Raw genomic sequence first — 14,664 nt, 5'->3', positions numbered from 1 at the left:
GCTCAATCTCCCTTGCAAGCTTGCATTATGACCCGGCGACACATCTCGGTCACAACGTCCAGCCGGTATTCGGCGGACCCGCGCACGTCCGATATCGGCGACAGTGGCGCAAATGTCCGTTCGGCCTTAAAATCCATCTCGGCCAGGTCCGCGACGCTTTTGCCTTTCAGCAGCGCCTCAAGGTCGGGCAACCGCTGCGCGACCGGCGAGCAACTGCCAATTGCAACACGCACATCGGTCAGATGACCATCTTCGACCTGAACCACAGCAGCCACCATCGCGATAGAGATCACAAGGTATTCACGGCTTCCAAGCTTCGAAAACGAGCTGGTGGCTTCATTCACGACATCGGGCACGTGAATGGCGACGACCATTTCACCGGGCCCCAGATCAACCTTGCGCACGCCTTGAATGAACTCGGACAATGCCACCGTTCTGCTGCCCCGGACCGAGCCGATTTCGACCTCGGCATCAAGCACCAGAAGCGGCGGCACACCGTCCGCCGCAGGCGACGCATTGCAGATGTTCCCTGCGACCGTTCCCTGGTTCTGGATCTGCAACGATCCGACCTCGACCGCCGCCAGCTTCAGTGCATCAAACGCCCGCGGCAGGTCCGCACGCACGACATCCGTCCAAGTTGTTGCGGCGCCGATCCTCCACCCACGGTCGGTTCTATTGATCCCGCGCAAACCGCTGATACGGCTTATGTCCAAAAGGTCTTGATGGGTTTCCCCCTGCTGCAAGCTTGGAAAATAATCCGTGCAGCCTGCAATGATCTTGGGCCTGTTCCTGTCAAGAAAGCGAAACGCTTCTTCAGCATTTTGTGGAGCCAGATAGGGCAACGCAGACCTCCCAGTACAAGTCGTTAGTATACTAACGTTAGCAGCGGTGTTGGACTTGAGTCAAACGCTAATTTTCAAGCGCCAGGGCAATAACAGCGGAGTTTCAAATCGAACTCAAATGGCTCAAAGCGGTAATTTTTTGGCGCACATGTCGCCTCGGGGCGAGTCACCAAAACAACCGTGTCAGGTAAGTTTTTTCAGCAACCTCAACAAGGTCTTCTGTTCCGATGCCGATATCGGAGACAATGTGACCTTCGACACCTCTTTGCCGTCTTTTCTGAGCTGAGGCACGATATCAGTCTTGTCTTTACAGATGGATATGATCGTGCGGCGCCTGTCATTCAGGTCGGGGTTTACCTCGACCAGACCTTTTTTGCGCAGGCGTTCAATCACACCTTTGATCGTGGCGACATCCATCGCCGTACGACGCCCCAATTCGTTCTGCGAACACTTCCCAAGCTCGCCAAGCTTGATCAACGCTGCAAACTGTGTGGGCGTCAGATCCATGGAAACCACTTCGTTGAAAAGAGTGGTATGGCGCTGGTTTGCCAGCCGCAACAAATGGCCGACCTGACTTTCTAATTCGTAAGCGCTTTTTTCTTTGATATCCATCGATGTGCTCCGCAAATCGGCTCTAATTACTGACAGCCCGTGCCCCAAAACAGTATTCCACGACAAAGCAACACTCTACAACTGTTAAGCGACGAGCCTCGCGTCACGGCTGAAAGGTTCTTGGCATGCGTCTGGGTGCGATGCTGCTTTCCGAAGCGTTCAGCCACTAAATTAAAAGTGGACAGCCATATTGAATCTATTAGTATACTAACGGAATAGTTTTGCAAGGAGCGGTCATGAACAAGCTGGTCATCAAGAATATCGGATTGATCCTAACGGGTAAGATTGAAGCGCCGATTGCCGACGGGGATTGTGTCATTGCCATCGACGGCAAGATTTCTGCCTTCGGATATGAAAAAGACTTGGATACCGAGGGCGCCACCACAACGATCAACGCCCATGGCACCACGATCGCACCGGGGTTAATCGACAGCCATGTGCACCCGGTCGTCGGCGATTACACCCCGCGCCAACAGCAGTTGCATTGGATTGAATCAACGTTGCACGGCGGCGTCACCACGATGATTTCGGCCGGCGAGGTGCATATGCCCGGCCGCCCCAAGGACATTGTCGGACTGAAGGCGATGGCGATCGCCGCACAACGCTGGTATGAGAACTTCCGCCCCTCGGGCGTGAAGGTTCTGGCCGGTGCGCCGGTCATTGAACACGGGATGGAAGAGCACGACTTCAAGGAATTGGCCGATGCAGGTGTCAAATTCCTTGGTGAAGTTGGTCTTGGCACTGTCAAGGATGGCAAGACCGCCAACCAGATGGTGAACTGGGCACGCAAATACGGTATCCAATCCACCATTCACACCGGCGGCCCGTCAATCCCCGGCTCTGGCCTCATTGATGCGGACATGGTTCTGGAAACCGGAACAGACGTTGTCGGCCATATCAATGGCGGTCACTCGGCATTGCCTGACGATCAGATCGTTTGCCTGTGCGAAGGCTGCACCAAGGGGTTGGAAATCGTTCACAACGGCAACGAGCGTGCCGCCCTGCTGACCCTGAACACCACCCGAGAGATGGATAAGCTTGATCAGGTCATCCTGGGCACCGATGGTCCTGCGGGTTCCGGTGTGCAGCCGCTGGGCATCTTGCGCATGGTGGCGATGCTGTCCAGCCTTGGCAACGTTTCCGCCGAGACGGCATTCTGCTTTGCCAACGGCAATACCGCCCGACAGCGCGAACTGGACGTGGGATTGATGGAAGAAGGCTACTCGGCCGACTTCGTGTTAATGGATCAGGCACAACATGCCCCCGGAAAAAACATGCTGGAATCGGTTCAGCTTGGCAACTTGCCTGGGATCGGAATGACGATCATCGACGGTGAGGTTTGCAGCCATCGCAGCCGGAACACGCCCCCCGCACAGAATCTTCCAGAAGTTGAAAACGGATAATCCGCTCAGCATCCTCGTATCAAACGGAACGGTTGCATCAAACGAAGAGTTGTCGGCCGCGTTTTGATATTGGAGATTTGGCATACTGCGGCAGTTGCCGATCAAACATCATCGCGTTCCGCGTGAAATATTGCTGTGCGCTGTGCGAGCCAGGATTGAAACGTGGATGAACCTAGATCCGCGCCGGAGGTAAACGGCGACCGGGCGACGGTTGTGATAACCCCGTTGGCTTGGCCATGCTAAAGTCGGCACAACACCACGTCCGCGGACGCTACCATCGCCTAGAACAGCTGTGGCTTCTCCACGTTTTGATAACCCACACGGAAGCACCGGCTGTCCCGATCCGGAAATGGCACAATCGCGCACCTCTGGCGGATCGAGAGGAATAGCTGGCAACCTTGATGTTGATAGTCGATAGGGCAATTATCGACCATCGCTGCGCCTGATATTACGGGCTGCTATGCAGGGTTTTTGGACCTTCGCTGCAAGTGGATAAAGGCTGGCTTCAGTGAAACGAGCAGAAAAAAGGTAGGTTCAGCCTTCGAGCGCCTTCAACAGCGTCCTGAGCAAATCGTCCAAATGCGTCCGCTCATCCAGTGAAAGATGCGCGGCCAGCCTGGCTTGCGCCGCAACGTGATCGGTCACAGCCGCATCAATGATCTCAAAGCCTTTGTCTGACAGTGACACAAGAAAGCTACAGCCATCGTTCGGGTTTCTGACGCGCGTCACCAACCTTGCCTTTTCAAGCTGGTCGACCCGATGGGTCATCGTGCCGGAGATAACCATAGTCGAAGCCATCAAATCGCCGGGCGACAGCGCGTAAGGCGGACCGGCTCGGCGCAACGCTGCCAGCATGTCGAAGCTGGCAGCGTTCAGCCCATGTTCGGCCCACGTCTTGCGCATGTGTTGCAAAAGACATTGATTGAGGCGTTTCATCCGTCCAAACCTGCCCATTGGCGCGACGTCCAGATCGGCGCGCTCCTGATGCCAGTGCTCCAGAATCCTGTCGACATGATCCATGGGCATTGCCCTAGCGACCCAGATGCCTCGACATCAAGGTTAATGTATTTATCTTGATGTCGAGGCAAATAGCATCACAGACTCGGAATCATGACGCAAAAGGCGGATATCGGCACTTCCCACCACATGTCGACGTGGCTCATCCCATTGGCGTGCCTTCTTGGTGGAGGTGCGTTGCTTGGACTTTCGACCAATTTGGCGAAATTCGCGGGCGAGATCGGACTGACACCATTGGCGTTTCTTTTCTGGTCAATCTCCGGGGCCGCTATCATCCTGCTAGCTGTTGCGCTGCTGCGCCGGAAGCGACCGCCCCTTACCGCCCGCAGCATGGAGTACTACCTTGTCGCCGCTCTTGTCGGCGTTGCCGGATCGAACCTGATCTTTTTCTCGACCATTCCGCATGTCGGTGCGGGTTTTGTCGCCATGATCATCGCTCTGCCGCCCTTGCTGACCTACCTCGGCGCGCTGGCGTTGCGGATGGAACGGTTTCAACCCTTGCGCGCCCTTGGCGTGGCGGCGGCACTTGCCGGGGCCACAGTTCTGGCTGCCCGCAAGTTCTCTGCACCGGATGCCAACATATTCTGGATCGCTCTGGCCCTCTGCGGGCCGGTCCTGCTGGCCATCGGCAACATCTATCGGACCTTGCGCTGGCCGGGCAATGCGTCACCTGACGCGCTTGCACCGGGCATGCTGATCGCGGCAGCGATAATGCTGGGGCTAACGGGGTTTCTGCCGGGCTTCAGTTTCGCGGTTCCGCCAGGTCAAATCATGCCCATTGTTCTAATCGCCGTGCAGGCCTGCGTCTTTGCGGGTCAGTTCCTGCTGCTTTTCATGCTGCAAAAAACCGGCGGACCTGTGCTGTTGAGCTTGCTGGGGTCGGTCGGCGCCGTTGTTGGCGTTCCCGTTGCGGTCTTTCTGCAGGGAGAGGCGCCGCCGGACGGTCTGGTTCTTGGCGCATCTCTTATCGCTCTGGGCGTAGCTTGCGTCACGTTGGGCGGGGTGCGCGGCTTGCAAACAAAAAGTGGCGCTGGCGCTGTGAGGCATCCCCGGAACTATCAAGGTGCGGATCTATGACTGTAAACGGGGGCAGAGGTGGGGGCAGAGGTGATGAGCGTTATCTCCGCGACCTTCGTCAGCGATCCTGCGCACGGGGCGCTGGGCCTGCTCTTGGCTGCCAGATTCTGGACGCCGTCAACCGGCGGTCCGCTGATCGCGATGCTTTGGCTGACCGCCTGAGCCACTTAAGTCGGCAATATAGACTGAACTGCATCCCTGCGGTGCCGCGAAGCGGCAGTAAGCCCGGAGCGGACACAGATTTCCGTCCGCTGTTAGGCAGGCTATACTCTTTCGCGTGGAGGAAAGCTGAAAATGACAGATATTTTAACACCCGAAGAGCGTCAGGAACATCTCATCCCGTTGGGAGAAGTCGGTTGGGGGGCGGTCTCGGACCGAGATGCAATCCGGAAGGTATATGTCTTCCCAAATTTTGTAGAGGCTTGGGGTTGGATGTCCCGCGTAGCAATTTGGTGTGAAAAGTGGAACCATCACCCAGAATGGCTTAATGTCTATCGAACTGTCGACGTCACGTTGGCGACACACGATGCCAACGGTCTAACGAATCTGGATATTAAGCTGGCGAAGAAAATGGACGCACTTGCGGACGCTTCGACCAATGTGAGCTATCAATCGGACCTTTCGGAGCCGATCGCCTGTCTGTGCAGTCTGGACTCGCGCAGTTGAGAACAGATCGCTTAAGGAGAGATGGCGCTAAGCTGGATCGGGATTGCACTTGATATTCAGGACAGCGGCTCCGGTCCGCTGCGTGAATTCAAATGGGTCTCGCTCTCGCTGGCGCAGCAAAGGGCAGATTGATGCGGCATTCTCTGACCAACTCTATGTAGTTTGAACATCAGACCTTGGATTCGCATCCGGTGGCTTCCACAAGAGAATACCCAAACAAAAAGCCACCCGAAGGTGGCTTTTTTGTGTCCGATATATACCAGACATTTTGGTTGCGAGAGTAGGATTTGGACACTGTTTCACCGGCCTGAGCAAAGTCCAAATTAGACGATAACTGCGTCGTTACTTTGATAAGAAACATTTAGCCAATTCCAGCCGACCATGATCGAGCCAGAACACCGCCACTGCGTTCACGCGATATGGTAGGAATATTTATGGGGTTAGCCCAGCATATGCTTGAAGCTGTGGCCCATATTTGAGCACGGCGCAGACGTCGTTTTTAGTCTTGCCACATCATGAAAAATCACCACCGGTCAGCCGTCACCGGAATGCCGAATCTACCGCCAACCCGGTCCCATGCGCATAGCACAATTGTCTATTGAGTGACGCGATTGGAATAGGCCGGCGTTCCAGTGTGGCACATCATTCCGGCGCTGCGGCACCCCGAACTTGGCATTCCTCAATCTCTGTCGTTTCCAGCGTGTTTTTCAATGTCGCAGTATCACCCTTGCTCCACCAGACATGTACGCCCGATACGTATTGCGCCCCGGACGCCGATACCACGGCGACGACCATCCGATCTTGCCCGTCAACCGGGACAATCGCGAGCGTGTTTGCGCCTGTGTTCACGCATTGCACGGCATGTTGCGTTCCGTCATTGCAAGAGTAGCTTTGCACATGAACGCTGCCGGTCTGCCCAAGATCGAGGGGGAATGGACAGCGTTACGTCCGCGGTAGCTGATCCGGCAACCACGAGACCTGCAATGGTTGTCAGAGTAGTTCGCACGGTTTGATCTCCTGTAAAAATTATCGATGGGATGTCTTGAGGGTAGGTTCAAAGAGGCGTTTTTCCTTACTTGAGACCTCCTCGGGCACACGATGTTGGAAAGGCTATGAAAAATGAAGCGCCCGTCGCATTTGGTGCGGTGCCATCCATCCAACGCGCGGACGCGTCCAGACAGATCAGGTTCCGTGTCCTTGAACAGAGCCCGTCACATAGCCACACCTTCAAATCACGTCAGCATCTGCCCAAGCAGCGTGCCCGGTCCCGCGCCAGTGCTCGCACCCGGCCAGACGGCTGCGCCGGTGTGGTAAAGCCCTTTAAGCGGGGTGCTGCCATCTGAATAACCCCGAACCGGGCGGAATACCGCATTCTGGGACAGATGATGGCTGCCGCAGACCTGATCGCCGCCCACGAGATTGGGGTTGTCGGCCTCCAGATCGCGCGGCGAGACGGCACGCATCCCAAGGACCCGACCCCTCAAGCCGGGCGCGTGGCGCTCGACGATATCCAGCACACGCTCGGCGAAGGGCGGCAGGGCAGTCTCCCAATCCGTCGCGTCAATCTGGTCGGCAGCATCGCCCTTGATCTCGCCCGGCACCATACGTACTTGCAGCCACAGCGTGTGCTTGCCGTCGGGCGCGCGGCTGGGGTCAATCGCAGTCGGCTGCCCGACGACGATCATCGGCTCTTCTGGCAAGAGCCCCGCCACCGGCTGCTGATAGGCCAGCGCCATCACATCGAGCGTCGGGGCAATCGTGACATAAGCATAATCGCGCAACTCCGGCCCCGCGCGCCAGTCGGGAAGGTCCGACATGGCGAGGTGGATCATCACCGTACCGGGCGCGTGGCGGAAGGTATCAAGCCCCTCGTCGTAACCTGTATCGCCCGTCCCGCCGGTCAGACGCGCCAGCGCCTTGGGCGCGACGTTGGCGATGATGGCCTTGCCGGCGGTGATCCGTGCGCCGCCCGCAATTTCGACCGCCTGCGCCTTGCGGTCCTCATGCAGGATGCGCGTGACCTCGGTGCCGCATTCGACGGATCCGCCTTGCGCCTCAATCTCGGCTACCATCGCGCGGATGATGGTATCCGCGCCGCCTTTGCCAATGGACAGCCCGCCAGCCTGATCGCCGAAGGCTTCGAGATAGGGAAAGATGGCACCCGTCGCAATGTCGGGTGCGTAGTCGACATGCATCCCCCAAGGTGCAAGCGCGGCGCGGACCTTCTCGCTCTCGAAGGTGCGGCCCAGCCAGTCGCGTGGTGAGGACAGCGCGAAGCGGGCCAGGTCCAACGTGCCGGCCCAGCCATGCTGGCGCAAGGCGCTAAACCCAAGGCCAGCGAGCGCCGACCAATTCATCGGGCTGGACATCAGTCCGCCGACGGTGGCTGCACGCGACGGGAAATCGTCGGTCAGGGTTTTCCAGGTCTCGGCGTCGCGTTCGGAAAGCGCCGCGATACGGGCGATGTTGGCATCTGTGTCGGTGCCGACACCGAACCATGTACCGTCGTCATACACGGAGGCAAAGCAGTTTTCCGCGGTCACGAATTCCACGCCCTGCCGTTCCAGCGCCGCGCCGAAATCCGCGTAAAACGCGGAGTTGCGGAAGTTCGAGACGTTCATCGCCGCCCAGTCATGGCGAAACCCCGGCTCGGTCAGATCCACCGTCTTGACAGCGCCGCCGGGCGTATCCGCACGTTCAAGAACCCGGACTGTCCATCCGGCGCGCAGCAGGTAGAGCGCACAAACAAGGCTGTTGTGTCCTGATCCGATAATGATCGCGTCGTGGTCTGCGTTGCTCATGGGATGCTCCGTTTGTCAAATACGTCTGCACCCAGAGGTATGCCTGAACCGCAAAAAAACAAGCTTGGCGCCGTGCCGTCACGCGTGTTGACGCTTCCACGCCGTCGTCGGGGCCAGATCACTGCAGGACGCGCAGGTGCCGCCATGCGCCCGATACCCTTCCGAGCGCTGCGCCGCTTCCTCCGAAGGCATCATCCGGCCCCTGCGCCATCTGCCGCGCATGTAAAGGCCGGCCCCCATCAGCGCCGTCGTCACCATGCCAGCTGGAAACGACAGCCAGAGCGCATCGGTTCCCAGCACCGGATACATCCCGAAGGCAAAGCCAAGGCGCACCGGATACATCGAAATCACCATTACGATCAGCGGCCCGATAACATAGCCATTGGCGCGCATGGTCCCGAACAGAACCTGCGCAACCCCGAAGAACAGGTAGCCCCAGGTCGCCATGATCAGGATACGGCGCCCGATCGGCACCGCCGCGCTGTCGCTGCCGAGAAAGAGGCCAAGAAAGGTCTCGTCGAATACCGTCAGAAGCGTGATGACAGCCCCCGTCAGCGCAAGGTTGAATACCAGCCCCCACCGCGTGATCGCCGATACCCGGCCCCACTGACCCGCCCCGATGTTCTGCGCGGCCATTGCGCTGGCGGCGGCACTCAGTGCCATTGCGGGCATCTGCACATAAGTCCAGAGTTGTTGCGTCGCGCCATAGGCCGCTGTGGTCTGCACCCCCTCGCGGTTTATCAGCGACAACATGGTCAGCGCCGCCGTCGAGATGACGATCATCTGAAGGCCCATCGGCAGGCCTTTTGAGATCATCGAAGTCAGGATCGTGCGGTCCGCCTTCAGATAACGCAACTCCGCACCCCGAAGGGCCAACACCGATCCGCGCAGGTAGATAGTCACGCCCATCCCGATCAGCGCCACGGTATTGGCGATGGCCGTTGCAAATGCCGACCCGAATATGCCCCAATCGGGAAACGGGCCCAGCCCGAGGATAAGCACCGGCGTCAGCAGCAGATCAATGCCCACAGACAGAAACATGAACCGGAGCGGCGTCACAGAATCACCCGTGCCGCGCAGGGCCATCATCAGCAGCGTAAATGTCAGCGTCGCGGGCATCGCGACAAAGATCATGCGCAGATAGATCAGCGCAAGCTCGGCCGCGCTTGCCGGGGTGCCAAGCAGATCAAGCAGCAAAGGCGCGAACAGCCAGCCGCCGACGGCAATCAGCACACTCAGCGGTATCATGCTGCCCAGCGCCGTTCCCATCGTGCGTTTGGCCATGTCCGTGTCCCGGCGCCCCACCGCCTGACCGATCAGGATCGTGGAGGCCATGCCAAAGCCGAAGACGAAGGAGACCAACAGAAACATCAGGATGTTGCCGTTCGCCGTCGCCGCCAGCGCCTCTTCGCCGATGAACCGGCCCACCCAGACGGCATTGATCGACCCGTTCAGCGATTGCAGCGCCGAAGACCCGAGAGTCGGCAGCGCGAAGAGGATCATGGTGATCGCGATCGAGCCTGTCGTCAGGTCGTGGCGGGTTTTGCGGGGGATGGTTGCGTCGCTCACTGTCGGCCCTTTTTCTTGCCAGGCTGGCGTAGGGGCAGCACCTTGCGCGCAGTTTCCCGGCTGCCGTCTTGCCATCCCTGTTAAGCCTTGGCGGGCGCCGCGAACAAGCGCAAAGCCAGTCAACCGAAGTTATTACGCCAATCTCAATAGTGAATGAAGGATTATGGCTATTAACGTGCTCGATCAACTCTTCTATGTAAAGAACAGGCGGGGCGCTATCATCTGTACGTCTCGCTCGCCTGCCCGTGGGCCAACCGCACGCTGATCCTGCGCAGCCTCAAGGGGCTTGAGGACATGATCGGCCTGTCGGTCGTCAACCCCTATATGGGCGAGCATGGGTGGATCTTTGCCTCCGGCCCCGGCGCCATTCCCGACCCCGGCGGCGCGGATTACATGTATCAGGTCTATCTGCGCGCCGATCCGAATTATTCGGGCCGCGTGACCGTGCCCGTCCTATGGGATCTGGAGCGGAACACCATCATCTCTAACGAGTCTGCCGACATCATCCGCATGCTGAATGCGGCCTTAGACGACGTCGGGGCCAATGACACCGATTACAGCCCGGACGCGCTGATGGGCGAGATCGATGAGATCAACGCACTGACCTATGACGCCATCAATAACGGCGTCTACAAGGCCGGCTTTGCCACCGATCAGACCGTCTATGAGGGCGAGGTGCGCAAGCTCTTCGATGCGCTGGACACGCTGGAGGACCGGCTGGGCAAGCAGCGCTACCGTGTCGGCGACCGCATCACCGAGGCCGATTGGCGGCTCGTCACCACGCTCATCCGCTTCGATCCGGTCTATCACGGGCATTTCAAGTGCAACCTGAAGATGCTGAAGGATTACGAGAATCTCTGGGGCTACACCCGCGAGCTATACCAGCATCCCGGCGTCGCCGAGACGGTGGATTTCGATCACATCCAGCAGCACTATTATCGCAGCCACGGCACCATCAATCCCAACGGTATCGTGCCTGCCGATCCGGTGCTGGATCTGGATCGCCCGCCGAACCGCAGATAACGGGCGGTCGGACGCGTCCGAGCCGGGGTTTCGCCATGACTGGGCGGCGATGAACGTCTCGAACGTCCGCAACTCCGCGTTTTACGGGGATTTCGGCACGGCGCTGGAACGGCAGGGCGCGGAATTCCTGACCGATGAGGGTATCGACGTGCGGCCCCATCCGCATATCAACCTCGCCACGCTGACCTATCTTTTCGAGGGGCAGATTCACCACCGCGACTCCCTCGGCACCGATATGGCGATCGAACCGGGCGCGGTGAACTGGATGAAGGCGGGCCAGGGCATCGTTCATTCCGAGCGCACCGCGCCCGAACGTTTGAAGACCGGGCAGCGCCTCTTTGGTATCCAGACATGGATGGCCTTGCCCGAAAACGAGGAAGAATCCGATCCCGCCTTCATGCATCACGGCAAGACGGACCTGCCCGTGGTCAAGGCCGAAGGGCTGAAGGCGCGGCTGATCGCCGGGTCTGCCTTTGGCGGCACCTCCCCGCTGAAAACCGCGTCCGATACGCTTTGCGGCGACATCACGCTTGCGCCGGGTGCGCGCGCCCCCATCGCCGCCAATACCGAGGAACGCGCGCTTTATACCATCCGCGGGCAGATCGAGGTGGCGGGCGATGCGTTCAAGCCCGGCCAGCTTCTGGTGCTGCGCCCCGGCGACGAGATCACCGTCAAGGCGCTGGACGACGGCACCGGCGATCACGCGCGCTTTATGCTGTTCGGCGGCGCGCCGATGGAAGGCCCGCGCTATATCTGGTGGAATTTCGTGTCGTCCCGCGCCGAGCGCATCGAGCAGGCCAAGGAGGAATGGGCCCGCGGTCGTTTCGAGACGGTGCCCGGCGATGAGGAGGATTTCATCCCTCTGCCCCAGGACAGCACCAAACCGCGCCGCGCCGAAGGCGGCGTTCACTATCCCTGAAACTCGCAACGGAAAGATGCAGTCGTGGCGCAGGCGATGCCCGGCGCCGATCACATAACCGTCAAGGATGAAATCAGCGCCTTGCGGCCCATTCTCAACACGTCCGGTCAATCATACATGCCGGTCAGACAAACACACAGGAGATCATACCATGCGAACCACTCTATTGGCGCTCGCCAGCCTTGCAATCGCCGGAACGGCAACCGCGGAAGTTTCGCTGTCCATCCCGGTGGACCTTGGCACCCAGGGAAGTGTCCACGCACAAAGCTATGCCTGCGGCGAAGATGAGGCATTTTCGGTCCATTATGTGAACACGGATGCAAACACCCTTGCGATTGTCCCGCTCGACGGGGAGGACCGTATTTTCGTCAATGTGGTATCGGCATCCGGCGCAAAATATGTGTCCGGCGCCAATGTGTGGTGGACCAAGGGGGACACGGCGACACTGGAAAATACGTTGGATGAGGCCAACGTCAGTGAATGTCAGGCACAGAACGGTGCAGCGTCCGAGTGATGCCGGTGCCAAGCCTCAAGCGCGCGGTGACCACCAAGCTTTCACAGCCGCGACAGGACTGGGCCTCGGCTTCGGCACACCCCGCGCGATCTCGATCATGTCCGCCGCGTCCCGCCGGAACTGATCCAGAGTGAACCCAATCCCGAACATGCGACGAAGGACGGCAGGCGGCAATGTCGTCGCCTCGCCGCTTTTGCGGATATCCTCAAGAGCGTTGAGGTAATTTCGCACCGCCGGCGTAAGCGTGTCGAAATTTTCGGGGACTCCCTCACCGGCCAGAAGCCGTTCAATACCGCGCAAGGTTTTGGCCGCGCTTTCGGCGGCTTCGCACCAAGGTGCGGCGACGCTAGGCGGTAGCGGGTCCCTGCTGATATCGCGGCCCGCCCGCCGCAGCATGTCCGTATCGTGGCGCAACCGGCGCAATGTCCGCAGCAGGCGCGGAGTGCCGGAATAGCGCGTGGATCTTCCCCGCCGCTCCTGCTCGGCTTCTTCCACCAGATTACCCAGCCGCACGAGATTTTCGCGCACCTGCGCCGCGAGCGCTCCATGCTCGCCGCGGGGCGATGGCTCGTTCCTAGACAGGAGTTGCATCTGCCGGGCCAGCAAAGCGGCGACCCTGCCAGCGGTTTCAACGGCGGCCGACAATGCACGGGCCGGAAACACTGTCAGGGACACTACCACGCCTGTTGCGCAGCCAAGCGCGACACCCAGCACTCGGTCAAGGGCAAGCGTGAGCGTGTCGAGTTCGAATCCCGGCCCTTCCAGCAGGATGATCACCGCACTGATCGGCGCCACCCGGAAGCCGGGCGAACGGGCACCAAGCAGGGCCAGCGGCGTCAGGGCGATGACCAGCGCAATGGCGGTCGACACGGGATCCTGCGGGAGGATCAGCGCCGCGGCCCCCGTGCCGCAGATCGCGCCGGCAATCGCCGCGAAAAACTGCTCGATTGCCACGCGATACGATCCGCCGACGTTGCTTTGGGTGACGAAAATGGCGGTTATAACGGCAGAAAAGTCCACCTGAAGACCAAGCGCGAAAACCAGCAGATAAGCACCCGAGCCGGACACGACCATGCGCAGCGCATGCCTTAACTGCCAGCTCAGATTGTCCATAGGCACCTTTCAGATTGCGCACGGTTCATTCGTCTGATGCTAAAGGCTTTTGGGTTTTTCCTAAATCAGGGAAAATGGAAAACGCCCACACCCCATCATTGTTGTGGGCGTTTTGCATCAAATCTGTAGCTCAGATTAAATGCAAAACACTTTAGCCGTTAATCGTGGCTGTGGGTATGGCCGTCGTCATGCGCATGATGATGCGGCGCCATCGGGCCCGGATCAATCGGCACGTGCCCGCCGTCCGCATAGGATTTATGCATCCCGCGCACCCAGTCGCACAGTGTTTCCACGGTGTCGGGACGCGTGCGATCCCCGGCCCGCCCTTGCGCGCCACATCGCCGCCGCCGGCCACGTCCAGCACGAATAGCTGCGCATCCACCAGCGCGGGCGAGAATGTCGCGGTCAGGTTGTCGCCGCCGCTTTCCACCAGCACGATGTCAAGCGGGGCAAAGTCGCGCTCCATGTCCTCGACCGCCATCAGATTCATGGTCACGTCGTCGCGGATCGCGGTATGCGGGCACGATCCCGTCTCGACCGCGCGAATGCGCTCTTCGGGCAGCACACCTTCGGATTTCAGGAACTGCGCATCCTCGTCCGTGTAGATGTCATTGGTGATGACACCGATGGCGACACCGGGTCCGGCAAGCGGCGTTAACGCAGCGTTCCGGTCGAACGGCACAGCGGGCGGCGGCGGGTCATCGCTCCACGACGGATCAACCGCAATGATCGAACCGGCGGCGCGGTCGCCGTGCGTGACGCGCAGCCGACTGGTGAAATCGCCGGGGCGTTCACCGTGACGGCCCAAGAGCATCTCCTCGCGCAGGACCATCCGCGCACCCGGTACCAGTGCTATCCGCACATCATGTTGGTGATTGCAGCGATGCGCGGCGATGATCGGCTCGGCCCATCAGATAAAACTCGCGCCCTCTTCGACGGTGATGCGGATCGTCATCTTTGAGGGCTCGGCACTGAGGCCCGGCAGGACGAGCATCATCGCGACCTCCTGCAGCACCAGAGTGCTGCCCGCGCCCACATGCACATCCAGAGCGTAATTGTCACCGCCCAGCGGCCCCGCCCTGCCCGCCGCCAGCGCCACCCGCGCGAC

At 59.6% G+C, this 14,664-nt stretch carries 16 protein-coding genes; 7 read left to right on the top strand and 9 right to left on the bottom strand.

What is annotated here, in order from left to right; translation table 11 throughout:
* Positions 1-2 precede the first annotated feature (2 nt).
* Both MN186_RS10280 and MN186_RS10275 read right to left on the bottom strand, forming a co-directional pair.
* Entirely contained in the window at positions 3-842 is an 840-nt protein-coding gene (locus tag MN186_RS10280) for an FAD binding domain-containing protein (RefSeq protein WP_242114273.1), read from the bottom strand.
* A gap of 183 nt (positions 843-1,025) precedes the next feature.
* Positions 1,026-1,454, bottom strand: a complete 429-nt coding sequence (locus tag MN186_RS10275) for a MarR family winged helix-turn-helix transcriptional regulator (protein ID WP_242114272.1) — start codon at positions 1,452-1,454, stop codon at positions 1,026-1,028.
* A 236-nt stretch (positions 1,455-1,690) separates the two neighbouring features.
* Between MN186_RS10275 and MN186_RS10270 the strand changes: the two genes are divergently transcribed.
* Positions 1,691-2,857 (top strand): amidohydrolase family protein, encoded by a 1,167-nt coding sequence (locus tag MN186_RS10270; RefSeq protein ID WP_242114271.1) that lies wholly within the window; start codon positions 1,691-1,693, stop codon positions 2,855-2,857.
* 534 nt (positions 2,858-3,391) lie between these two features.
* Here MN186_RS10270 and MN186_RS10265 read toward each other — a convergent pair.
* The gene (locus MN186_RS10265) at positions 3,392-3,877 is read right to left on the bottom strand and encodes a MarR family winged helix-turn-helix transcriptional regulator (RefSeq protein ID WP_242114270.1); all 486 of its coding nucleotides are present in this window, start codon (positions 3,875-3,877) and stop codon (positions 3,392-3,394) included.
* Between the two features lie 126 nt (positions 3,878-4,003).
* Between MN186_RS10265 and MN186_RS10260 the strand changes: the two genes are divergently transcribed.
* The 3 genes from MN186_RS10260 to MN186_RS10255 all read left to right on the top strand — a co-directional run bounded on the left by MN186_RS10260 (position 4,004) and on the right by MN186_RS10255 (position 5,617).
* Complete coding sequence (locus MN186_RS10260) at positions 4,004-4,951, top strand: DMT family transporter (protein ID WP_242114269.1); 948 nt, start codon at positions 4,004-4,006, stop codon at positions 4,949-4,951.
* 33 nt (positions 4,952-4,984) lie between these two features.
* On the top strand, positions 4,985-5,113 hold the full coding sequence (locus MN186_RS16470; protein WP_255744068.1) for a hypothetical protein: 129 nt from the start codon (positions 4,985-4,987) through the stop codon (positions 5,111-5,113).
* 132 nt (positions 5,114-5,245) lie between these two features.
* Positions 5,246-5,617: a 4a-hydroxytetrahydrobiopterin dehydratase gene (locus tag MN186_RS10255; protein ID WP_338024988.1), complete on the top strand. Its 372-nt coding sequence runs from the start codon at positions 5,246-5,248 to the stop codon at positions 5,615-5,617.
* Positions 5,618-6,259: 642 nt separating this feature from the next.
* Here the strand turns inward: MN186_RS10255 and MN186_RS10250 are convergent.
* The 3 genes from MN186_RS10250 to MN186_RS10240 all read right to left on the bottom strand — a co-directional run bounded on the left by MN186_RS10250 (position 6,260) and on the right by MN186_RS10240 (position 9,987).
* Positions 6,260-6,514 (bottom strand): MliC family protein, encoded by a 255-nt coding sequence (locus MN186_RS10250; RefSeq protein ID WP_289069363.1) that lies wholly within the window; start codon positions 6,512-6,514, stop codon positions 6,260-6,262.
* Positions 6,515-6,849: 335 nt separating this feature from the next.
* The gene (locus tag MN186_RS10245; protein ID WP_242114267.1) at positions 6,850-8,418 is read right to left on the bottom strand and encodes a phytoene desaturase family protein; all 1,569 of its coding nucleotides are present in this window, start codon (positions 8,416-8,418) and stop codon (positions 6,850-6,852) included.
* A gap of 78 nt (positions 8,419-8,496) precedes the next feature.
* Positions 8,497-9,987, bottom strand: coding sequence for an MATE family efflux transporter (locus MN186_RS10240; RefSeq protein ID WP_242114266.1), 1,491 nt, complete (start codon positions 9,985-9,987; stop codon positions 8,497-8,499).
* A 222-nt stretch (positions 9,988-10,209) separates the two neighbouring features.
* On the opposite strand from MN186_RS10240, the gene MN186_RS10235 reads away from it, so the two are divergent.
* The 3 genes from MN186_RS10235 to MN186_RS10225 all read left to right on the top strand — a co-directional run bounded on the left by MN186_RS10235 (position 10,210) and on the right by MN186_RS10225 (position 12,443).
* Positions 10,210-11,010: a glutathione S-transferase family protein gene (locus MN186_RS10235; RefSeq protein WP_338024990.1), complete on the top strand. Its 801-nt coding sequence runs from the start codon at positions 10,210-10,212 to the stop codon at positions 11,008-11,010.
* A 49-nt stretch (positions 11,011-11,059) separates the two neighbouring features.
* A complete protein-coding gene (locus tag MN186_RS10230) occupies positions 11,060-11,929 on the top strand; it encodes a pirin family protein (protein ID WP_242114265.1) in 870 nt (289 codons plus the stop codon).
* Positions 11,930-12,080: 151 nt separating this feature from the next.
* Positions 12,081-12,443, top strand: a complete 363-nt coding sequence (locus MN186_RS10225) for an MliC family protein (protein ID WP_242114264.1) — start codon at positions 12,081-12,083, stop codon at positions 12,441-12,443.
* Positions 12,444-12,458: 15 nt separating this feature from the next.
* On the opposite strand, the gene MN186_RS10220 is transcribed toward MN186_RS10225, so the two are convergent.
* From MN186_RS10220 to MN186_RS10210, 3 genes are all read right to left on the bottom strand, one after another.
* Positions 12,459-13,556: an FUSC family protein gene (locus MN186_RS10220; RefSeq protein ID WP_242114263.1), complete on the bottom strand. Its 1,098-nt coding sequence runs from the start codon at positions 13,554-13,556 to the stop codon at positions 12,459-12,461.
* A 151-nt stretch (positions 13,557-13,707) separates the two neighbouring features.
* Complete coding sequence (locus tag MN186_RS10215; RefSeq protein WP_242114262.1) at positions 13,708-14,418, bottom strand: GTP-binding protein; 711 nt, start codon at positions 14,416-14,418, stop codon at positions 13,708-13,710.
* Between the two features lie 48 nt (positions 14,419-14,466).
* On the bottom strand, positions 14,467-14,655 hold the full coding sequence (locus MN186_RS10210) for an urease accessory protein UreD (RefSeq protein WP_242114261.1): 189 nt from the start codon (positions 14,653-14,655) through the stop codon (positions 14,467-14,469).
* Between the last annotated feature and the right edge of the window lie 9 nt (positions 14,656-14,664).

This window comes from Aliiroseovarius sediminis (assembly GCF_022678485.1).
In the GTDB taxonomy this organism is placed as follows: domain Bacteria; phylum Pseudomonadota; class Alphaproteobacteria; order Rhodobacterales; family Rhodobacteraceae; genus Aliiroseovarius; species Aliiroseovarius sediminis.
The sequence above is the reverse complement of the archived record's forward strand: the minus strand, read 5'-3'. Positions and strand labels throughout refer to the sequence as shown.